We start from the raw sequence: 20,098 nt of genomic DNA on the forward strand, positions 1-20,098 counted from the left end.
TCGAAGGGATCGCCAACTCGCCGCAAGGCACTGAATTGGCCGCGGCGGCCGCTACTTTGCCGCTGGTTCACATTCGGTCTGGCCGAGCGGCTGGAAAAGTGTCGATCGCTTTTTGGGATCACTGGGTGCCGAGCGGTAATGCCGTGATGCAGAAGCAGGTCAACGCCTGGGCAGCAAAGAACCAGGTGGAAGTGCAAGCCGATTTCGTGACGTCAGTCGGCTCGAAGAACATCCTGACCATAGCGGCTGAGGCACAGGCAAAGACCGGTCATGACATCCAGGCATTCCCTACGTGGGAGGTGCAGAACAACGCGGACTCGTTGGAGCCGATGGATGACGTGATGAAGCGCCTGACCGATAAATACGGCGCGGTAAACCATGTATGCGAATACTTGGCGAAGGTGAAGGGTCACTGGCTGGCGGTGCCGACAAGTTCCGGAACACAGTACAAGGGTCCTTGCGGACGCATTAGTGTACTGAAGGACAAGGCTGGACTCGACATTGTCGGGATGTATCCGGCGAAGGCGGTCCATACGGCCGCTTCCGACGCCTGGAGCTGGGATGCTCATTTGGCCGCCGCGGAAGCCTGCATGAAAGCCGGCATGCCATTCGGAATTGGACTTGGGCAGACGTCCGACTCGGTCGACACTGCCGGTGCGCTCTTCCGTGCTTATGGCGCCGAACTCGTGAACAAAGACGGCAAGATTACAGTCGACTCCGATAAGGTGCGGGCGGTGCTGGAGCATGGGCAGAAGCTGGTGAAGGTGCTGCCAGCCGATGCCGTCAGCTTTGATGATGCCTCTAACAACCGCGCCCTGATTTCGGGCAAAAGTGCGCTAATATGGAACCCGCCGTCGGCCTGGGCCGTGGCGAAGCGTGACGCGCCGCAGGTCGCGGAAGATTCATGGTCGTTTTCCGGTCCCAGCGGGCCTGAGGGACGGTTCCTGCCGTATCTGCCGTATTTCTGGGGCGTATGGGGTTTCAGCAAGAACAAGAGCGCTGCAAAGGACCTGATCGAGGCCCTGCTGCAACGCGAGGACGTAGCGGCGCGATGCGACGCGGTCATGGGCTATGACGTGCCGCCGTTCCAGTCAATGCTGGATTTCAAGGTGTGGGAGGAGGTTGGGCCGCCAACTGGCACGGTCTACAACTACCCGATCCGACCGTCCCATCATGCCGAGGCACATATCGCGGCGTTGCCGGCTCCACCGGAAATCGCGGTACAAATCTACAATCGCGGCACAATGCCGACGATGCTGGCAAAACTGAAAAGCGGCCAGTCGATCAAAGAGGTGATCGCCTGGGCATCGGACGAACTGGAAGGATTTACCCGCTAATCTAGCCGGAAGACCGGCAACGACCGGTGCTTGCCGACAGGAAGGGTTTAGGGAGGTATTTATATATGGCAGACGGAACCAGTGTCCCTATCGGTGTCATGACGCCTGTCAGAGGTAGGGCGGCGAAGAGCAGCATGCGCCGATTTGCGCAGCAGCGGTCGACGGTTGCATTTCTCTTGTGCCTGCCGCTAATCCTGTTGATAGCCGGCTTCGTCATCTATCCAGCGTTTTACGCGATCTACCTGAGCATGCTGAACAAGAAGATGACGGCTTTTGTTGGGCTGGGGAATTTTAGCTTTCTGCTTAAGCGTCATACTTTTCAGATGGTTATCTTCCAGAGTTGCCTATACGCCATCACCGCGGTCATCTTCAAAGTGGTGATCGGCTTCACCATTGCGAATCTTATGAACAATATCCCTGGCAAAAAGCAGCGTATCTGGCGCGGTCTGCTTCTGGTGCCATGGGTAATCCCGCTAGCGCTCTCGACCCTGACTTGGTGGTGGATGTTTGATCCATCTTATTCGGCATTTAACTGGATACTGAACCAATTCGGTTTCGCGAATGTGCCTTGGCTTGGCGTTGGCTGGATCGCGCGGTTCTGCACCATTACCGTTAATGTTTGGGGCGGCACGCCGTTTTTCATGATTATGTATCTGGCGGCTCTGAAGTCGGTGCCGGAGCAATTATACGAAGCGTCCGCGATTGATGGTGCGAATGCCGTTCAGAGACTGTTCTTCGTGACACTGCCGATGATGCGTAACATCATCTCGATCACGATCCTTTTTAGCCTAATCGTGACCTTCGCCGAGTTCGATATCGTCCGTATCCTGACTGCGGGTGGTCCGCAGGATATGACTCAGATCTTCGCGACCTATGCGTTCCAGGTTGGGATCCAGTCTGGCGACATCCCGCTGGGCGCGGCCGACAGCCTGTTCATGTTCCCGATTTTGGCGTTTGCCGCGTTCTTCGTGCTGCGCGGCGTGACTAGGCGGTCAAAGGACATTGCGGCATGAGTGCGACAACACTGGCTGGCGGCCATCCGGCTGCCAAAGCACGCAAGACCAGTTTGCACCGCCAGCGTCTGTGGGCGCTGTGGGGAAGCTACATAGCTTTAAGTGTCTTCGTGATAATGTTCCTGATGCCGCCGTTCTACACCCTGATGACCAGCCTTAAGTCGTCGGCGGAGATCTCCGCCCAGACTGGAAGCCCCTGGCTGGTGCATCATCCGACGCTGGAGAATTTCTGGTACCTGATCACGTATCCCAACTTCCAGACGTTCTACCTGAACTCTGTCATTGTCACCGTCGTGACCGTCGCAGTTTCGATGGTGATCTCGGTTCTCGCGGCATTCAGCCTTGCGCGCATGGGTTTCTGGGGCAGCCAGACCTTGTCGACCGGCGTGTTCCTGACCTATCTGATCCCGCCGTCGCTGCTTTTCATCCCGCTGTTCCAGATTGTCGGCATGATCGGGCTGATCAACAACGTCTGGTGCCTGGTGCTGCTGTATCCAACCTTGGCAGTACCGTTTTGCACCTGGATCATGATTGGCTATTTCAGTTCTGTGCCAAAGGAACTGGATGAGGCAGCCTTGATCGACGGCGCCAGCTATCTGCAAATTCTGTGGAAGATCTTCATCCCGGTCGCGATGCCGGGTATCATCGCGGCCACCATTTTTGCCTTTACCGTATCCTGGGGAGCGTTCCTATACCCGCTTGCGTACCTGTATACGTCGAAAGAAATGGTGCTGACAGTGGGCATCATCTCCGACCTGATTCGCGGTGACGTCTTCCAGTGGGGCAAGATCATGGCCGCATGCCTACTAGCGTCACTGCCGCCAATTGTAATCTATGCTTTCCTGATGGATTATTACGTGGCAGGCTTGACCGCTGGCGCCACCAAAGGCTGATGCGAAACAAGTCGAAATCGAGGAAACGGAGCAACCATGGCTGAAGTGTCCGTCCGTAAGGTCGTCAAGGAGTATGATGCCGGTGTGCAAGCGGTGAAAGGCATCGACCTTGATATCGCCGACCATGAATTTGTCGTGCTGGTCGGCCCCTCCGGTTGCGGCAAATCAACCACGCTGCGGATGATCGCTGGGCTGGAGGAAATTAGCGCAGGCGAGATCTGGATCGACGGCGACGTGGTCAACGATGTGCCGCCGCGCGACCGAGACATTGCCATGGTGTTCCAGAACTACGCGCTGTATCCGCACATGAGCGTTTTTGACAACATGGCATTCGGCCTAAAGCTGCGAAAGTTCCCGAAGGACGAGATCAAGCGACGTGTGGATGAGGCGGCCCGCATCCTCGATATTGCGCCACTGCTGGAGCGCAAGCCGCGGGCGTTATCGGGTGGGCAGCGCCAGCGCGTGGCGATGGGACGCGCCATCGTGCGTAATCCCAAGGTCTTTCTGTTCGACGAACCGCTGTCTAACCTGGACGCCAAGCTGCGTGTGCAGATGCGGACCGAAATCAAGAAGGTCCACCAGACCGTCCGCACGACGACGATCTATGTGACGCATGACCAGATCGAGGCAATGACATTGGCTGACCGGGTCGTGGTGATGAACGGTGGCATCATCGAGCAGGTCGGAACACCGCAGGAGCTGTATCACCATCCGGCAACTCGGTTCGTTGCTGGCTTCATCGGGTCTCCAGCGATGAATTTCCTGCCATGCCGCGTACAGGATGGCATAAATGGCGGCGTAGCGATTCAGATCAGCGATCAGATCATCCTTCCCGTGCCGCCCGCCCGCGTCGACCGCTATGGTAAATTCAAGGGACGCGAGATGGTGCTGGGCATCCGGCCGGAGCATCTTTTTGAATATCATGAGCAGGGCAAACCCGGCTGGAACCGCGTCGATCTGCCGGTTGACGTCGTTGAACCGATGGGAATGGAGACCATGGTGCATTTCTTTGTCAACGGCGCGCCAGTCTGCGCGCGGGTCGATCCCGCGACGCAGGCCGCACCGGGTGAGATGCTGCCGCTGACGGCGGATCTGAACCAGATACACCTGATGGACAGCGACAGCGGCATGGTGGTGTAACCCGCGGGAGCAAGGTGGATGCCGCATCCTTCGTATCAACTCTTGCGCCTTAAAGTAGCCCGGTGCACAAGCGCTGAATTGATCCAGGCGCAGGCTACTTGATCCCGGTTTCGGTCGTTACCGGCTTTCTTGGAAGCGGCAAGACGACCCTGATTGGCCGCATGCTGCGGGATCCAGCGTTCGGTCGAACCGCGGTGATTGTCAACGAGTTCGGCGAGATCGGACTGGATCATGACCTGATCGCCAGTAGCGACGAGAGCGTTGTGGAACTGACAACGGGCTGTCTATGCTGTGCGGTGCAGACCGATCTAGCGCGTACGTTGCTGGCGTTGATGGACCGCCGGCAGTGCGGCGACGTCGGCTATGACCGCGTTCTAATTGAAACGTCTGGCCTTGCCGATCCCGCGCCGGTCCTGAGTATGATGATGACGGACAGCCAGATTGCGGCGACTCATCAGATGTCTTCAATCACAACGCTCGTCGACACGGTTCATGGCGAAGCAACGCTTGAGCGCCACGTCGAGGCGCGGCGCCAGGTCGCGCTGGCGGATCACCTGCTGCTCAGCAAGACGGACATCGCGGCGGTCTCGCAATCTCTGGCATCGCGAGTCATGACATTAAACCCACATGCATCCGTAAGCACGACCGCACAGATAAATGCGGCATTCATGTTCGCGACCGGCGCAATCGAATTGGTAGAGCAGCGGCTGGCAAGCCTGGAAAATCGGCGCGCCAACCACGCAGTAGAGATTGAGACGTTTGTGCTGACGCGGGATAGGCCGTTGCCCGCCCTGGCGCTGACGTTACTGCTGCAGGCGCTGGCGGAACACTGTGGCATACGGCTGCTGCGGATGAAGGGACTGGTGGCGATAGAGGAGATGCCTGGCCAACCGGCAGTAATCCACGGCGTGCGCCACGTTGTTTCGTCACCTGTTTTTCTTGAGCGCTGGCCTGGCGCCGACACCAGTACCCGGATCATTTTTATTGCCGATGGAATACCTCGTTATTTTCCCTCCAGGTTGTTGGAAGCAATCGAGGCCGAAGTGCGTGAGCAAACAGCATCCTGAGACATTAAAGCGCGATTGGTTTAGGTTGATCCATGAGTCGCGCTTTAACTCATTGTCTGATCGCGTGATTCACGTCTTCTGACTGGGTCAGCCTCAGGCGATCACGCTCTAACGCCCGAATGTATTGGAGGTGCTGATAAATACAGACCAAGACGAGCCAATCTACATGTTCCGCCAGACAGGCTTGCGCTTTTCAACGAAGGCCCTTGGTCCTTCAATATAGTCACCGCTCTCGAGGTTTTCCTGCTGCGCCGGGTAAATCGTATGCATGGCCTGCTCGAGCGTCAGCTTATCCAAGCCTTGATAAGCCGCTTGCTTGGACGCCCGAATCGCCTTTGGTGAGCATTCCAGGATCATCTCCGCCCAGCGTTTCGCGGCTGGAAGCGCTTGTCCGTCCGCGACGACCTCGGTGACAAAACCGAGTTCGAAGCCCTCACGCGCGGGAACACGCCGACCCGTCAGAATCATGCCCATCGCTTTTTTCATCGGGATCGCACGTGGTAGACGATGCACCCCACCAGCCCCGGCGATCAGCCCGACTCTGGGTTCCGGCAAGGCAAAGACCGCGGTTTCAGCGGCGATAATGATGTCGCAGGCTAGTGCGACTTCGAACCCGCCGCCCATGGCGACTCCATTGACCGCGGCGATCATTGGCTTGTACAGGCCGAAGCGGTTGCACAGGCCGGCGAAACCGTTGGGCCCGTTTGACCGGCGTCTACCAGCCGCCTGAACCTTCAGGTCATTGCCGGCGGAGAACGCCCTATTGCCCATACCGGTGATGATCCCCACCCACAGATCGTCCCGCTCGGCGAACTCGTCCCACACGGAGGTAAGTTCATCATTGGCATCAGCATGCAGTGCGTTCAGCACCTCAGGGCGGTTAAGCGTCACGATGCGCAGCGGACCCTCATCCTCGACAATACAGTAGTGATAGCTCATCAGCCGATCACCTGGTTGTGTTTCAGGTCAGCGATATGGGCAGGTTTCAGGTTCAGCCATTCCAACAGCACCTGGTCGCCATGCTGTCCCAGAAGTGGCGCAGGCTTGACCTGCGGTGTCTGGCCTCCGAAGCGGACCGGCCATCCGCTCATGACGTAATCGCCGATCTCGGGGTGCGCCATGGTTTGGCGAATGCCGCGTTGCTGGAAAGTCAGATCATTCGCAAGTTCCATCGTGTCCATCACTGGTCCCGCCGGAATGGTGGCGTCACCGACCAGGCTCATCGCCGTGTGCTTGTCATGCTGGATTGTCCATGCCGAGACGAGCGCATCGACCTCTGCCCGATGATCGGTTCGTGCGGCTGGCGTTGCGAAGCGTGGATCGCCGATCAAGTCTTCCTGTCCCATTACCTTCAAGAGCCGGGTCCAATGCTCGGGATTCGCCGCGCTGGTGTATATAAAGACAAAGTCATTTGGGCCGCCGCCTTTGCACGGATAAACGCCAATCGGTGGATTGCCGCCCCCGACTGTCTTGGAGCCAGCGCGGGGCGCCGGCTTGCCGGTTCGTTCCATGTAGGTGAAGGCATTGCGTATGTAGTGCAGGATCGCGTCCTGCATGGCGACCTGCAAATGCTCGCCCTGTCCGGTGCGCAGGCGGCGGACATACGCACCCAGGATCGAGATTGCCATCAACATGCCGGTCCCGGTGTCGCCGATCGTCGCGCCGGGCTTGCACGGCGGCCCATCCTCCTGGCCGGTAATAGACATCAATCCGCCGGCGGCCTGCGCGATCATATCAAAGGCAAGGTTCTTCTCGAATGGGCTGCCGGTGCCGAAACCCTTGAGCTGGCAGTAGATGATCGCGGGGTTGACAGCCTTGATTACGTCGTAGCCAAGGCCGAGACGCTCGATGGCTCCAGGCGCGAAGTTTTCGACCATCACGTCTGCACTGCGGGCAAGATCCTTTACCAGTTCAAGGCCTAGCGCGACCTTCAAGTTGACCGCGATGGACCGCTTGTTGGCGTTATACTGCAGGAAATATGGTGCATCTTTTGCCGTCTTCCCGCCGACCGAACGTCCAGGGTCGCCGACCTTTGGATTCTCGACCTTCACGACATCCGCGCCCATCCATGCCAAAGCTTCAGTGCAGGATGGCCCCGCCTCGAATTGAGTCAGATCCAGGATTTTCAGTCCGGCAAGGCAGTTCTCTCCGCTCATGGCTTGGCGTTTCCCTCTTTTCACTTGCGGAAACGCTACGCCGATCCGGGCACGACTGTCGATAGAAGCACGCCGGGCACAAGACCCTTGATATCTGACGCGTGTGCGGCCAGCCTTGGTTCCATGGTGGAACCTGTCAATCTCAACCTTTACCGCGACGATCAGCTTTGGGCGGTCGTCGCCTTGATCGGACGCACATCAAGGGTGGCGGAAGTCTTCACCAGCCGTCTCGCCGCACTCGCAGACCGGGCCTGGCGGGAGCAACAGGTAACAGCCTACGCGAGTTTTCTTAAAAGCTCGCGACAACCCGCGCCACTTTACACGGTCAAGCCGATCAAGCGGGCCGATCTGCCGCGGTCCTGGCGTCCTTTGCCTGCCCTGGGTTTTCTGCAAGGCAAGCTGATGTGATCAGTCTCATTCCTGTAATACGAGCGGTGCCTTTACGCGCTCGCCAACCAGCCGTGCGACAAGATTTTCGAGCTGGTAAAGGTCGGCAAACTGGACACTGAGGTCGCCTCCGCCTTTTCGATTGGTGGTGATCGTGACACGACAACCAAGGACGTCGCTAACCTGACGCTCCAGACTTGCGACATCAAGCTTCTCCGGCTTGGGCTGGCGTGGTGCACCCCTCGCCGCGATTTTCTTTGCTACCAGCATTTCGGTCTGTCGCACTGACATGCCCTGTTTCAGCACCTGCTCAACCAAAGCTTCTGGATTAGGATAATTTAGCAGTGCCCTTGCATGTCCTGACGACAGGCTTCCTGAGCGTACTTCCTGTTTGATCGGGTCCGGTAGTCGCAGCAGCCGCATCGTGTTCCCAACATGGCTGCGCGACTTGCTGACAGCGAAACCCAGTGCGTCATGAGTCAGGCCAAAGTCCTGAAGAAGGCGCTGATATCCCTCCGCCTCTTCAATTGCGTTGAGATCCTGGCGCTGGAGGTTTTCAACCAGGGCCACCACGGCCGCGTCACTGTCATCCGTCTCCCGCAGAATCGCTGGGATTTCAGTTAGTCCGGCCAACATTGCTGCCCTGAATCGGCGCTCACCTGCGACAATCTGGTAACGGCCGTGATCGGTTGGATGCGACCGAATCAAGATTGGTTGCAGAACGCCCTGGACCCGGACCGATTCCGCCAAACTCTCCAGTTCGGCATCATCAAAATCCATCCTCGGCTGGAAAGGGTTGGCGTCGAGCTGATCCATTGGCGTCGCAATGACGGCAACTCCCTGCTCCGAGCTTGGGTGCAACGCGGTATCACCGAGCAGAACCGCAAGGCCGCGGCCAAGTCGGGGCTGTGTCTTTTTGCTAGACATGCGCTGTAACGTGCCCGGGTACCACGACGTTCTCCTTATTGATTATCTCAGCCCCCAATGCGGTGTAGGCGGTCGCGCCGGGCGACTTGGCATCATACAGGAGCACAGGCTTGCCATGACTAGGCGCCTCTGAGACCCGGACATTGCGTGGAATTGACACATCGAAAACCCAATCGCCGAAGTGATCACGCGCATCCTTTTCGACCAGACCCGACAGGCTGTTGCGCCGATCAAACATGGTCAGAAGAATGCCACACAGACGCAGCGCCGGATTGAAACGTCGTCGGACCGCCTCGATCGTATGCATGAGACTGCTGATGCCTTCCAATGCATAGAACTCGCATTGGAGGGGCACAACGACTCCAGTCGCGGCCACCAAGGCATTCAATGTCAATAGCCCCAGGCCGGGCGGACAATCCAGCACGATGACGCTGAATTCGCTTAGAGCGGGCGATCCGGCCAGTGCGGCCTTGAGATGGAACTCCCGGCGGTTTTCGCTGACGAGTTCGACCTCCGCGCCCGCTAGATCAATATCAGACGCGATCAGCGAGAGATTGCGCACCAGCGTGGGCCGGATGGTTTCCCGGCCCGGGCTACCCTCCATCAACAGCTTGTAGGTACCCCCGAACCGTTGGTTTCGGGCAACGCCCAGGCCGGTTGATGCATTTCCCTGCGGGTCCATGTCGATCAGCAACACAGGCAGACCGGCGATCGCCAGAGATGTCGCGAGATTGACCGCAGTTGTTGTTTTCCCGACGCCTCCTTTTTGGTTCGCGACGGCCAAGATAAGCGGTCTGGTAATGATGGCCCCCGAGTGAGATAGGTGACGCTGCAAGCACAACATTGGAAAGGCAGTTTGTATAGCCGATATCACCAGAATTCGGAACGGGGGCTTTGCCAGTAACGTAAATGATGCTCGCGTTAATCGCTTGCGCCTACGACGACGCCGGTTGCGATAAGGTCGGAGATTTTTGCCATTGAGTATCCAGCTTCTGTCAAAAGTTCGATTGTGTGCTCACCCATGCGAGGGGATTGCATTCTTATTCCCGGTCGCCCGCGATCCGTGCCGAACTCGATTGGCAGGGCCGGCAGCTTCGCTGGCGTGCCTTGGGTCCCGCCAATGCGGGAGATCATTACATCCAGCAAGCCCCCGGTCGCAAGCAAATGAGGATCGGCGAACAGATCACCCGGCTGGCCAACCGGCGCCCAGGAGACGTTGGCGCGTTCACATCGCGACTGCACCTCGGCTTGCGGCAGCTTGATCAGAATTTCCTGCAACACCGGGATCAACCAGGGACGTTCCTGCAACCGCATCAGGTTCGTCCCGAGCCGTGGGTCCGCGGCGAGTTCCTGAAGCTTGAATTCATCAACAAAGCGACTCCATTGCTGGTCCGAGGTCACGCCGATGAAGAGCTGGCCATTGCCTGCTGTTTGGAACACCTCATAGATTGCCCAGGCGCCGCGGCGTGCGGGCATCGGCCGAGCCTCGAGGCCGGTGGCAATCATGCCGGCCATGTGGGTACTCATGAGGAAGGCGGCGCTCTCGAACAACGCGCTGCTGACGCGCTGGCCCTTTCCGGTCATGTCGCGCTCCCGAAGTGCCGCCTGGGCGGCGACAACGCCAAAGGCTGCTCCCAGGATATCGACCACGGAAGCGCCGGCCCGCAGCGGGCGTCCCGGTGGACCGGTCATGAACGCAAGACCGGTCTGAAACTGCACGACCTCATCCAAAGCCGGGCGGTGTTCGTATGGACCGGCGAGGTATCCCTTCAGCGCAAGGTAAATTAGCCGCGGGTTCAGCGGCGCAAGCTGGTCATAGCCGCAGCCCAGACGCTCCATCGTGCCTGGACCGTAATTTTCCAGTATAAGATCAGATGTGGGAACGAGGGCTTGGATGATCGCGCGTCCCTCCGGTCGTTTCAGATCGACCGCCAGGCTACGCTTGTTGCGACTGAAGGCCGCGAAGAATCCCGCGGCGAAGCCACCCAACCCCCGTGTGTGGTCGCCCTTTGGTGCCGGCTCGACCTTGATCACGTCGGCGCCGAGTTCGGCGAACAACAGACCGGCGGTCGGACCCATTACCGTGTGGCTGAATTCCAACACCCGCAGGCCCTGCAGCGGCGTGGCCGACATTTAATAATCCTTTCATTTAAAGATCTGGAAAGAATTGATTATTCGGCCGTGGCAGACCGAGGTTCTCGCGTAACGTCTGCCCCTCATACTCGCGGCGGAAAAGGCTACGCCGCTGGAGTTCCGGCACCACTAAATCGACGAAGTCGTCCAGGCCGCCAGGAACATACGGGAACATGATGTTAAACCCGTCGCAGGCCTCGCTGAGCAGCCATTCTTCCATCGAGTCAGCGATCATAGTCGGGGTGCCTACCAGCGACAGTCCGCCATACCCACCGGCTATCTGCGCCAACTGCCGTACCGTCAGGTTATCCTGACGAGCACGGTCGATGACGCGCTGCCGGCCGCTCTTGGTCTGGTTGGTTTCCGGAATTTCTGGAAGTGGCGCATCCAAATCAAATTGCGACGCGTCACACCCCAGCGATACCGACAGCGAGGCAATTCCACTGTCCGGATGAACCAGGCTATCCAACAGATCCTTCTTCCTGCGGGCCTCGCCCGCGGTTTCGCCGACGACGACCAATACACCCGGCAGGATTTTCAGGTGATCCCGGTTGCGTCCCAGACGCTCCATTCGGGCTTTGACATCGGCATAATATAGTTGCGCATCGGCCATGGCCCCGCCGGCGGCGAAAACCACCTCGGCGGTTTCCGCGGCAATTTGGCGGCCGGCCTCCGATGCTCCGGCCTGGACGATCACCGGCCATCCTTGAATGGGGCGCGCGATGTTCAATGGACCGCGAACAGAATAATGCCGCCCTTTGTGATTGAGCACATGCATTTTTTCTGGATCAAAAAAAATCCCGTTTTCAACATCACGAACGAATGCATCGTCAGCCCAGCTATCCCACAGCCCGGTCACGACGTCATAGAATTCGCGCGCACGGCGGTAGCGTTCCGCGTGCTCGATGTGGTCGTCCAACCCAAAATTCCGTGCTGCATCCGGGTTTGATGTGGTCACTAAATTCCATCCCGCTCGGCCGTGGCTGAGGTGATCCAATGAAGCGAACTTGCGAGCAATGTGATACGGGTCGTTAAAGGTGGTGGACGCGGTGGCAATCAGTCCTAGCCGTTCGGTCACCACCGCCAACGCCGGCAGCAGCGTCATGGGGTCAAACGACGTGTTGGTCGCGCTGCGCTTCAGTGCTGACATCGGCATGTTCAGCACCGCCAGATGGTCCGCCATAAAGAAGGCGTCGAACTTGCCGCGCTCCAATGTGCGGGCGAAGCTGCTCAGATGCTTGAAGTTAAAATTAGCATCTGGATACGCACCGGGATAACGCCACCAGGCGGTGTGAATTCCCACTGGTCGCATGAACGCACCCAGCCGCAACATCTTTCGCTCTGTCATCCGCTCGGCCTCCACCGGTTAGTGCGGTGACACTACCAGGGCTGGACATGGGGCCAAAGGGCCGCCAGCCTTACTAGCGGACGCGCGGCATCACCTCCGTCGCAAACCGGCTCATCTCAGCCTCGAACGGCTGGAACTGAAGCATGAACAGCTCGATGCCGGCTTCGCTGAACTGATGAATGCGTTGCGCGATCTTGTCGTAGCTGCCCACGAGGCCAGCCGCCGTCCCACCATTGCTGCCGACGCGCGGGGTTTTTAACATTGTCTGCGCCATTACCGAATAAGGATCCGTGTTCGCTCGTTGCACGGATCGGATGGGTGCGTCTTTGGCCGCCAACTCCAACAGGTGGTCAAACATGGTTTGCGCCTCCGCGTCTGTTCGACGGGCAATGACGAAGGCCGACAGTCCGAAGCGCAGCTTTGGTCCTGTGCGAGGACGAGCCGACACATCCGCGACCAGTGTCCGCACGTCCGCCAGAGGCTGACCGTTGATAAACCAGACATCACCTTTGTCCGCGACCAGCCCCCGGGCCGGCGTTGATTCGCCTCCAACATAGATTAGCGGTCGGGAACGGTATGGGTCGGCCGGATGCAGCGTATAGTCCTGAATATTGAAATACTTGCCACTAAAGCTGAGTGTTTCCCCGCGCATCAGCGGTTCAACAACAGATATCCATTCGCGGCCATAGACATAGCGTTCGTCGTGTGGTGCGAAGCCAATGCCGGCCTTTTCCAGTTCTGGGATATTCCATGCATTTACCAGATTGATGGCAAAGCGGCCGCGGCTGATATGCTCGATCTGCAGGGCCATCTTGGCCAGGACTACGGGATGATAAAGGTAAGGCTTGATTGCGGTAATGATCTCTATGCGGCTGGTCAGAGCCGCGAGCGCCGCAGACGAAGTCCATGCCTCGAGCTGATCCATTGGCGCATGATGTGGATTGATGGTGTGCTGCGCGACCAATGTGCTGTCAAACCCGAGCCGCTCAGCTTCCAGGACAAGGGCCTGGTTACGCTCCCATGATGCATCATACGGCTCGTCGGGATCCTGCAATGCCCCACGGCTGCCGTGAACCAGCGCCCAGATGCCGAAGCGTATTGGTGGCATGGCCTTCAATCCAATCTTCAGGTAACGACGATAATCCTATTGAATCAGTTGCTAACCAAGCTGTAGTCGTGAAAATCCAGCCTGTCGAGGCGCCGATCTGGCGGAAAGCAACTGTGCCGGATACTGATGGCATCCACGAAGCAGCGCCATCCCGTTTGCCTCACCGGATGAAGGAACATGCCGATGGATCATGGCCAGGCCGCATTGGTGGACCTCATCAATGCGGCCGATCGAATCGTTCTGTTCACGGGTGCTGGAATCAGCACAGAATCTGGAATTCTGGACTTCCGCAGTCCAGGGGGCATTTGGACAAAGCAAACGCCTGTCGACTTCTCCGACTTCATGCGATCCGACAATGCGAGGCGGGAAACATGGCGACGGCGTTTTGAAATCGAGGCGGTGCTTCGCCAAGCCACACCAAACCGTGGCCATCGAGCGGTTGCCACACTGATCAGGTCTGGCAAGGCCGCCGCAGTCATAACGCAAAATATTGACGGACTGCACCAGGACTCTGGCGTTCCAGACGACAAGCTCATCGAGCTGCACGGCAACACGACCTACGCGCAATGCCTTGAATGCGGCATGCGGTATGAGATTGATGCCTTGAGAGTCGACTTTGAGCAAGATGGACTTGTGCCGCACTGCGCATGTGGAGGGTGGGTGAAGACAGCAACCATCTCGTTCGGGCAGTCGATGCCGCCGAACGAAATGCGCAGAGCGGAGCGGGAAACTCTGCTGGCCGATCTGTTTATCACGATCGGATCATCCCTAGTCGTCTATCCGGCCGCCGGATTCCCGGAATTAGCGAAGCGAAACGGCGCCAAACTGGTTATCCTCAATCTTCAGCAGACTGGCCTGGACCAAATCGCCGATCTCGTTCTGAACCGTCCGATCGGCGACACACTGGGAGCGGTTGTCGGCGCGTACTGATCCCGCAGCGCTATCCATCATGAATCGAAGAGATACCATCCACAATCTTATGCAGCCAAATCTAATAGGATTTTGGTAAATCCAGCACGCGTTCGGCAATGTAGCTGAGTACGAGTTCCCGGCTGACCGGTGCGATCCGCGGCAGCATGCTTTCGCGAAAAAGGCGCTCCACATGATATTCTTGAGCATAGCCCATTCCGCCATGCGTCATGACGGCCTGTTCGGCTGCGCGATATCCTGCCTCGGCGCCCAGATATTTTGCCGCGTTTGCTTCCGCCCCGCACTCCTGCCGATTATCGTACAGCCAAGCCGCCTTTAAGGTCATCAGATTAGCGGCTTCAAGGTCCGCCCAGTTCTTTGCAAGCGGATGCTGAATTCCCTGATTTTGACCAATGGGACGGCCAAATACCACCCGCTCCCGCGCATAGCGCGCGGCTTTGGCGAGCGCGGCCCGTCCAATGCCGACGGCTTCGGCGGCGATCAGAATACGTTCGGGATTCAATCCATGTAGCAGGGCTCGGAAGCCCTCGCCCTCTTCACCGATACGATCCTCCACCGATACTGGCATATCTTCAAAAAAAACCATGTTCGAATCGACGGCATGCCGGCCCATCTTGTGGATCAGCCGTACTTCGGCATGCTTGCGGTCGAGGTCTGTGTAGAACAAGGTCATGCCCTGCGACTTGCGCTTTACCTTTTCCAGCGGTGTTGTGCGAGCCAGGAGCAAAATCTTGTTCGCCACCTGCGCTGTCGAGGTCCAGATCTTCGTGCCGTTAATCCTGTAGTGATCGCCATGCAGATCCGCACGCGTTGCAATCTCAGTCGTGTTGAGGCCGGCATTCGGCTCGGTTACGCCGAAGCAGGACTTATCCGTGCCGGCAATCAGCGGCGGCAGCATTCGCATCTTTTGCGCATCGGTGCCGTGGACCACGACCGGGTTTAGACCAAAGATATTGATGTGAATGGCGCTGGCACCGCTCATGGCAGCACCTGATTCCGCTACAGCCTGCACCATCACCGCAGCTTCGGTAATGCCTAGGCCGGCGCCGCCATAGGCCTCTGGCATGGCGACACCCAGCCAGTTTCCAGCGGCCATCGCGTCAAAAAAAGTCTGTGGGAACGTCGCGGTATTGTCCCGCTCTAGCCAGTATGTGTCGTCAAATCGCGCACAGAGGCGCAGGACCTCATCGCGAATTTGCTGTTGCATGTCAGTCAATGCGAAATCCATGGACGGCGCCCCTTCGCAGGCTGTTCGCCAACTCGCTTATAACGAGATCTGGGAAATAGGAGAAATGCAGCAAGGGAGAAAGATAGATCCACTGCTAGCCAGGTCTTCCAGCAGGACCAAGCCGGTTTCGACCAACTGGCTTCATGCGAATGAACTGTTAGGGCTCATGAACGACCCGAAACCGCGCTTGGTGATGGACGTGCGAATCAGACAGCTTTCAAGATCCGCCAAGTCACTTTGAAGCCGCACGCGTCATCGTATTCGACATATTGAGGCCGATCGAGCCGATCTTCTGAGTGAGTACAGGCTGGTAATGCTGCGCATATGGTTTTTTGTTGTAAAGCGCCTTCAGCCGATGGGCTTTATGCAGTCGTGCTCGTCCTAAGCGGTAGCTTGCCTGTCTCGCGCCGCATGATTATGAGGATTCATGACGACTGGGAAACTGCGGCCGACCAAGGCGAAGCTGCATCACTGACTCCGTCCCGCGACCCGTCGGGGTTCTGAAGGATTACACTTGGGCAGGCAAAATTGATCGGCATCACACCGTGTTCCACTATATCGGTTGAGCCATCCGCGGCGAGTGCGTCAATGACCTCCAGCGGCAGTCGGCGATCGGCCGAAACATGATCAGGTCCGGAGACATCGATTCGAGGATGATGTGCGGCTTCCTGCAAACTCATGCCAAAGTCCGCAATAAACGTCATGATCTGGGTAACCGAGGCCAGGATGCGCCGGCCGCCTGAGGCGCCGGCTGCTAGCCACGGGCGATTTCCCTGCTTGAGGATAATCGGAGACATGTTGGTCAATGGCCGTTTGCCACCAGCAATTGAATTCGGCTGATCTGGCCTTGGATCAAACCACATGATGCCGTTGTTCATCAGGATGCCTGAACGCGGCAGAACAACACGGCTTCCCATGGACGAAAGGAGTGTCGTCGTCATGGCGACCATGGTACCGTCCTGGTCACAGACATTCAGATGCGTCGTGCAGGTTTCGGCCGCAAGAGGGTCCGCATCGCCCAATCCGGCCAGGCGTTCCGCATATGCAGTTTTCATAGCCCGGGCAAAGGCGACAAACCAGGCCGCATCCGGAGCGCGTCCATAAGGCACCGACCTCATCTGCTCCAGAACCTTTGTCATCGTCGGCGCCGCAGTCAACCCGCCGGCGAGTTGCAGCGTGCGATCACGCCAGGGCACCTCATGCGCACGAACGACCCGCGCTTGACAAAGCCTCAGGTCCTCCGCCGAAAGAACACCGCCTAAATCCTTTACGTCCGCGAGAATTGCCGAGGCGATATCGCCCTCATACTGGTCGCGTAGCCCGGCCCGTGCCAGGTGTTCGAAGGTATCCGCCAAGGCGCCAAGACGAAAAAATCCCGGCGCTCCCTGATAAGGCGCGACAGGCGGCAATCCGTCCGGCAAGTAGATGCGCGCGCTCTCGGCGTAGCGGCGCAACACCGATGCGGATGACGCAACCTTTAGGGTAGTATACCAATCCTGCGGCAGACCACGTTTGGCCAACGCGATCGCCGGGGCGACGACTTCCGCGAAAGGCAATTTACCCCAGGCAGCATGCATACGAGCATACCCGGCGGCGGAGGATGGGATGGCAAATGACAGAGCGCCATGAATATTGGCGTCATTCTCCACTTCCGGCCATGAAAATAGGTCCTGCTTTGGTCGCCCAGTGAGCCTGAAGCAGGCTGGGTTCAGATCACGAGGCGCTACCGGTCCGAAATCCACAACATCGGCTTTGGATTCTCCGGCGCGATGCACAAGTGCGAAACCGATCCCGCCAAGCCCGGAATTCCAGGGTTCGACGGTAGCCAGGGCGAGCGCGGTCGCCACCGCAGCGTCTACCGCGTTGCCGCCGGCGTCGAGAATAGCCACGCCGGCCTCGGCAGCGCTTTTCACCTGGGAGACAACAATACCACGCTGCCCAAGGGTAGATGGCTTAGAGAGCAGCCAATTCTGGGTAACATGCGGTGACGGCGTGAAAGTCATTGATCCCTCGTTCACTTGCAGCAGACACAACACCTATAGGCGATACCTATCCCTGCTTGAAATGGGGCTGGAACCGGACGTCGTCGTCCCCTGTCATTTAGCGCGGATGGCTCTAGGTGGTGCTTAAGCGGGGCAGACTTTGGATCACGCTGCTCAGGTGTGTTACGGAGGTCACCTGCTAGAGTGCGGCGGCGGCCTGCTGAGTTGCGAAGAATGTGGCCTCCGCGCGAGACTATGCAGGCCAAGGATGAATGCTTTTGCCAGGTCTGCACAAGGTGCAGGGCGACAGAAAGCATGAACCGGGTCAGACGCCGGCCTGCAGCACGCAAGTGCGATGACTTCTACTGGCGATCGGCTGTCTTTAGACGTCGTGGCTTGGTCTATATCGAGCACCAAGATTGGACGACAAGGTCTATTCATATGTGGTCTGCCAAATATGGTTCGCCCTTCAGCCCGCTGACCCGGGCCCTGGGTCAACTTGATGACCCAATCATCGTGGGTGTCGTCGCGCGCACCGTAGGCTGGTCAATCGCGTGTTTCGTCGGGCTTTATGTCGTCACGATCTGGTTTGTCCACTGGCTGCTAGGTTTGCACGGCGTAGCCGCATGGGCCACTGACATCATCGGATCCATTGGTGCGTCGTTCCTCGCTCTGTGGCTGTTTCTACCTGTGGCCGCGGCCATTGGGACCATGTATTTTGATACAATTGCCTTTGCTGTGGAGCGCCGCTTCTTTCCATATTTACCTCCTCCCCGCGGTGCTCCCGCAATGGAACAGCTATGGGATGGTCTCGCCGTTGCCTGCCGGGTACTTCTTTTCAATTTTATTGCGCTCGTGTTGGCCATGATCTTACCTGGTGCCGGTCTGGTGCTTGGCTGGTTGATCGCGGCCTACGCGATCGGGCGTGGGCTTTTTGTTGCGGTGGCGATGCGCCGGATGTCCCGGAACATGGCTGAATCTCTCTATCGGTCCCGCCGGAGCATTGTATTGACTTCAGGCGCGATACTAGCAGCAGCATCCTATGTACCGCTGCTCAATCTTCTGATTCCGGTTGTGGGCACGGCCGCTATGGTTCACGTCCTTGATGTGGCCGTGGCCGCCGCGCCTATACACAGCCGATCATTCTCCTAATCCGGTGCAACTACATAACGATGTGGATAACCGAAACCGACTGTTGTTGGATGGCCGCGCCGTATGGTAGGCGAAGCTTCTTTTCGGCCGGGCAGAATTCCTTGTTTAAGCGTCAAAAGCCTAACGACCTGAATGCCTCCGTGTTGGATACGACGCTTCCAGTCGGCCTTTCTCCGCGTCCGGAGGAAGCTAACGCCGAACCGGCCGCGGCTATCCGTCAGCCGCTCCCGGACACCGTGCCAGCATCGTCAGACAATGGCCTGGGTGTTCCTCCTTTCCGTCCCGCTCGGTCTAAGGAAGCGTTAAATATGTCAAGACCGCCTTTCTCGCCACCCACGGCCACGTCCACTCCGCCAGTTGCGCCTCCGCGGCCTGGCATGACAACATCTCGCCCGCTGGCCCGTGATCCGGCAGAACGGCGAACCCTTGTCGTTGGGCGGGGTATCAGTGTGCAGGGCACTGTTCAGGACGCGGAGCGTCTGGTTGTCGAAGGCACGGTGGAAGCGTCCATGATCCATGCCACCGAACTCGCGATCGCGCCGGGAGGCATTTTTAAAGGTGAAGTCGAGGTAGAAGAGGCGGAAATCGCCGGCACGATTGATGGCACATTGACGGCACGAGGCAGTCTGATTGTTCGCGGCACCGGCCGTGTCCTGGGCACAGCGCGGTGCCGCCGGCTTCAGGTTGAAGACGGTGGACAGATTACCGGACGGATTGAGATGATCAGTGACCAGTCGCAGTCCGACGTTTCGCCGCGGCAGAACGTGGAGCCGGTCGTGTAGATCTTAACAAACGAAAGCCAGGCCATGCTCACAAGGCCTCGCGGATACGATCAAGGCGGTGGAACAGGATTCGGCGGAAACCAAGTGCAGACTTAATAATGCCAAGGCCAGCTCAAGCGTCTGCTTGCACGAATCGTGGAGATCCTTGCAATACGTGTTTCAGGCAAGAAATCCTCGCGTCAAGCGGCTCAAGCGCGTCCGGCTGCGGCGCCGTGGCGAAATGCGCCGTCAAGCAGGGATAGTGGCCTTCCCAACCTATCGTGATGAACGGATCAGTGTCTGTCGTTATGTGGCTCGCTGAACTAGCATTTCGCGCTCAGCAGCATCGTCTTGGGATTGCCTAAAGCCGCTAGATAAGGCGCTAACTGCTGCTTGTCATTGGTTGCCTGCATCACGTCGGCCGCAACCACCAGCGAACAGCCGGCCGCCAGCATGACCTGCTCATTTTTAGCACTGCTTGAACCCGCTGTTCTGGGGCATTAATTGTAGCTTTCCGTTCGGCTAGACGACGATGA

At 58.1% G+C, this 20,098-nt stretch carries 19 protein-coding genes; 9 read left to right on the top strand and 10 right to left on the bottom strand.

Translation table 11 applies throughout. The features are described from left to right. The first annotated feature begins 98 nt into the window (after positions 1–98). From ACQY4S_RS18460 to ACQY4S_RS18480, 5 genes are all read left to right on the top strand, one after another. The gene (locus ACQY4S_RS18460) at positions 99–1,337 is read left to right on the top strand and encodes an ABC transporter substrate-binding protein (RefSeq protein ID WP_428486687.1); all 1,239 of its coding nucleotides are present in this window, start codon (positions 99–101) and stop codon (positions 1,335–1,337) included. A 65-nt stretch (positions 1,338–1,402) separates the two neighbouring features. Next, entirely contained in the window at positions 1,403–2,350 is a 948-nt protein-coding gene (locus ACQY4S_RS18465) for a carbohydrate ABC transporter permease (protein WP_428486688.1), read from the top strand. After that, positions 2,347–3,243, top strand: a complete 897-nt coding sequence (locus ACQY4S_RS18470; protein WP_428486689.1) for a carbohydrate ABC transporter permease — start codon at positions 2,347–2,349, stop codon at positions 3,241–3,243. Before ACQY4S_RS18465 ends, ACQY4S_RS18470 begins: the two co-directional genes overlap by 4 nt. A 36-nt stretch (positions 3,244–3,279) precedes the next feature. Next, on the top strand, positions 3,280–4,383 hold the full coding sequence (locus ACQY4S_RS18475) for an ABC transporter ATP-binding protein (RefSeq protein WP_428486690.1): 1,104 nt from the start codon (positions 3,280–3,282) through the stop codon (positions 4,381–4,383). 98 nt (positions 4,384–4,481) lie between these two features. After that, the gene (locus ACQY4S_RS18480; RefSeq protein WP_428486691.1) at positions 4,482–5,450 is read left to right on the top strand and encodes a CobW family GTP-binding protein; all 969 of its coding nucleotides are present in this window, start codon (positions 4,482–4,484) and stop codon (positions 5,448–5,450) included. A 162-nt stretch (positions 5,451–5,612) separates the two neighbouring features. On the opposite strand, the gene ACQY4S_RS18485 is transcribed toward ACQY4S_RS18480, so the two are convergent. Together ACQY4S_RS18485 and ACQY4S_RS18490 are read right to left on the bottom strand one after the other, a co-directional pair. Further along, the gene (locus ACQY4S_RS18485) at positions 5,613–6,389 is read right to left on the bottom strand and encodes an enoyl-CoA hydratase-related protein (RefSeq protein ID WP_428486692.1); all 777 of its coding nucleotides are present in this window, start codon (positions 6,387–6,389) and stop codon (positions 5,613–5,615) included. Further along, positions 6,389–7,606, bottom strand: coding sequence for a CaiB/BaiF CoA transferase family protein (locus ACQY4S_RS18490; RefSeq protein WP_428486693.1), 1,218 nt, complete (start codon positions 7,604–7,606; stop codon positions 6,389–6,391). The genes ACQY4S_RS18485 and ACQY4S_RS18490 overlap by 1 nt, the downstream gene beginning before the upstream one ends. A 123-nt stretch (positions 7,607–7,729) precedes the next feature. Here ACQY4S_RS18490 and ACQY4S_RS18495 point away from each other — a divergent pair, with 123 nt between their 5' ends. Beyond that, positions 7,730–8,014 carry a hypothetical protein gene (locus ACQY4S_RS18495; protein ID WP_428486694.1) on the top strand — a complete coding sequence of 95 codons (285 nt, stop codon included), beginning with the start codon at positions 7,730–7,732 and terminating at the stop codon, positions 8,012–8,014. Positions 8,015–8,020: 6 nt separating this feature from the next. On the opposite strand, the gene ACQY4S_RS18500 is transcribed toward ACQY4S_RS18495, so the two are convergent. From ACQY4S_RS18500 to ACQY4S_RS18520, 5 genes are all read right to left on the bottom strand, one after another. Next, positions 8,021–8,920: a ParB/RepB/Spo0J family partition protein gene (locus ACQY4S_RS18500; protein ID WP_428486695.1), complete on the bottom strand. Its 900-nt coding sequence runs from the start codon at positions 8,918–8,920 to the stop codon at positions 8,021–8,023. Further along, positions 8,913–9,764, bottom strand: coding sequence for a ParA family protein (locus ACQY4S_RS18505; RefSeq protein WP_428486696.1), 852 nt, complete (start codon positions 9,762–9,764; stop codon positions 8,913–8,915). The genes ACQY4S_RS18500 and ACQY4S_RS18505 overlap by 8 nt, the downstream gene beginning before the upstream one ends. 77 nt (positions 9,765–9,841) lie before the next feature. After that, complete coding sequence (locus ACQY4S_RS18510) at positions 9,842–11,053, bottom strand: CaiB/BaiF CoA transferase family protein (protein WP_428486697.1); 1,212 nt, start codon at positions 11,051–11,053, stop codon at positions 9,842–9,844. A gap of 16 nt (positions 11,054–11,069) precedes the next feature. After that, positions 11,070–12,401 (bottom strand): LLM class flavin-dependent oxidoreductase, encoded by a 1,332-nt coding sequence (locus ACQY4S_RS18515; protein WP_428486698.1) that lies wholly within the window; start codon positions 12,399–12,401, stop codon positions 11,070–11,072. A 73-nt stretch (positions 12,402–12,474) separates the two neighbouring features. Next, a complete protein-coding gene (locus tag ACQY4S_RS18520) occupies positions 12,475–13,509 on the bottom strand; it encodes an LLM class flavin-dependent oxidoreductase (RefSeq protein ID WP_428488455.1) in 1,035 nt (344 codons plus the stop codon). A 183-nt stretch (positions 13,510–13,692) separates the two neighbouring features. On the opposite strand from ACQY4S_RS18520, the gene ACQY4S_RS18525 reads away from it, so the two are divergent. Beyond that, entirely contained in the window at positions 13,693–14,439 is a 747-nt protein-coding gene (locus tag ACQY4S_RS18525) for an SIR2 family NAD-dependent protein deacylase (protein ID WP_428486699.1), read from the top strand. Positions 14,440–14,500: 61 nt separating this feature from the next. Here ACQY4S_RS18525 and ACQY4S_RS18530 read toward each other — a convergent pair whose 3' ends face one another. Together ACQY4S_RS18530 and ACQY4S_RS18535 are read right to left on the bottom strand one after the other, a co-directional pair. Then, entirely contained in the window at positions 14,501–15,667 is a 1,167-nt protein-coding gene (locus ACQY4S_RS18530) for an acyl-CoA dehydrogenase family protein (protein ID WP_428486700.1), read from the bottom strand. A 425-nt stretch (positions 15,668–16,092) separates the two neighbouring features. Next, on the bottom strand, positions 16,093–17,670 hold the full coding sequence (locus tag ACQY4S_RS18535) for a gamma-glutamyltransferase (RefSeq protein WP_428486701.1): 1,578 nt from the start codon (positions 17,668–17,670) through the stop codon (positions 16,093–16,095). Between the two features lie 375 nt (positions 17,671–18,045). On the opposite strand from ACQY4S_RS18535, the gene ACQY4S_RS18540 reads away from it, so the two are divergent. Together ACQY4S_RS18540 and ACQY4S_RS18545 are read left to right on the top strand one after the other, a co-directional pair. Continuing rightward, positions 18,046–18,801, top strand: coding sequence for an EI24 domain-containing protein (locus ACQY4S_RS18540; RefSeq protein ID WP_428486702.1), 756 nt, complete (start codon positions 18,046–18,048; stop codon positions 18,799–18,801). A gap of 101 nt (positions 18,802–18,902) precedes the next feature. Continuing rightward, the gene (locus ACQY4S_RS18545; protein WP_428486703.1) at positions 18,903–19,583 is read left to right on the top strand and encodes a bactofilin family protein; all 681 of its coding nucleotides are present in this window, start codon (positions 18,903–18,905) and stop codon (positions 19,581–19,583) included. Positions 19,584–19,885: 302 nt separating this feature from the next. Here the strand turns inward: ACQY4S_RS18545 and ACQY4S_RS18550 are convergent, their stop codons facing one another. Next, positions 19,886–20,017 (bottom strand): hypothetical protein, encoded by a 132-nt coding sequence (locus ACQY4S_RS18550; protein WP_428486704.1) that lies wholly within the window; start codon positions 20,015–20,017, stop codon positions 19,886–19,888. Positions 20,018–20,098: the final 81 nt, after the last annotated feature.

The sequence above is a fragment of the Rhodopila sp. genome, assembly GCF_965276935.1.
GTDB lineage: Bacteria > Pseudomonadota > Alphaproteobacteria > Acetobacterales > Acetobacteraceae > Rhodopila.

Coding starts and splice junctions, on each gene's coding strand:
- ACQY4S_RS18465 (WP_428486688.1), top strand. CDS start 1,403: ATGGCAGACGGAACCAGTGTCCCTATCGGTGTCATGACGCCTGTCAGA.
- ACQY4S_RS18470 (WP_428486689.1), top strand. CDS start 2,347: ATGAGTGCGACAACACTGGCTGGCGGCCATCCGGCTGCCAAAGCACGC.
- ACQY4S_RS18475 (WP_428486690.1), top strand. CDS start 3,280: ATGGCTGAAGTGTCCGTCCGTAAGGTCGTCAAGGAGTATGATGCCGGT.
- ACQY4S_RS18485 (WP_428486692.1), bottom strand. CDS start 6,389: ATGAGCTATCACTACTGTATTGTCGAGGATGAGGGTCCGCTGCGCATC.
- ACQY4S_RS18490 (WP_428486693.1), bottom strand. CDS start 7,606: ATGAGCGGAGAGAACTGCCTTGCCGGACTGAAAATCCTGGATCTGACT.
- ACQY4S_RS18495 (WP_428486694.1), top strand. CDS start 7,730: ATGGTGGAACCTGTCAATCTCAACCTTTACCGCGACGATCAGCTTTGG.
- ACQY4S_RS18500 (WP_428486695.1), bottom strand. CDS start 8,920: ATGTCTAGCAAAAAGACACAGCCCCGACTTGGCCGCGGCCTTGCGGTT.
- ACQY4S_RS18505 (WP_428486696.1), bottom strand. CDS start 9,764: ATGTTGTGCTTGCAGCGTCACCTATCTCACTCGGGGGCCATCATTACC.
- ACQY4S_RS18510 (WP_428486697.1), bottom strand. CDS start 11,053: ATGTCGGCCACGCCGCTGCAGGGCCTGCGGGTGTTGGAATTCAGCCAC.
- ACQY4S_RS18515 (WP_428486698.1), bottom strand. CDS start 12,401: ATGACAGAGCGAAAGATGTTGCGGCTGGGTGCGTTCATGCGACCAGTG.
- ACQY4S_RS18520 (WP_428488455.1), bottom strand. CDS start 13,509: ATGCCACCAATACGCTTCGGCATCTGGGCGCTGGTTCACGGCAGCCGT.
- ACQY4S_RS18525 (WP_428486699.1), top strand. CDS start 13,693: ATGGATCATGGCCAGGCCGCATTGGTGGACCTCATCAATGCGGCCGAT.
- ACQY4S_RS18530 (WP_428486700.1), bottom strand. CDS start 15,667: ATGGATTTCGCATTGACTGACATGCAACAGCAAATTCGCGATGAGGTC.
- ACQY4S_RS18535 (WP_428486701.1), bottom strand. CDS start 17,670: ATGACTTTCACGCCGTCACCGCATGTTACCCAGAATTGGCTGCTCTCT.
- ACQY4S_RS18550 (WP_428486704.1), bottom strand. CDS start 20,017: ATGCTGGCGGCCGGCTGTTCGCTGGTGGTTGCGGCCGACGTGATGCAG.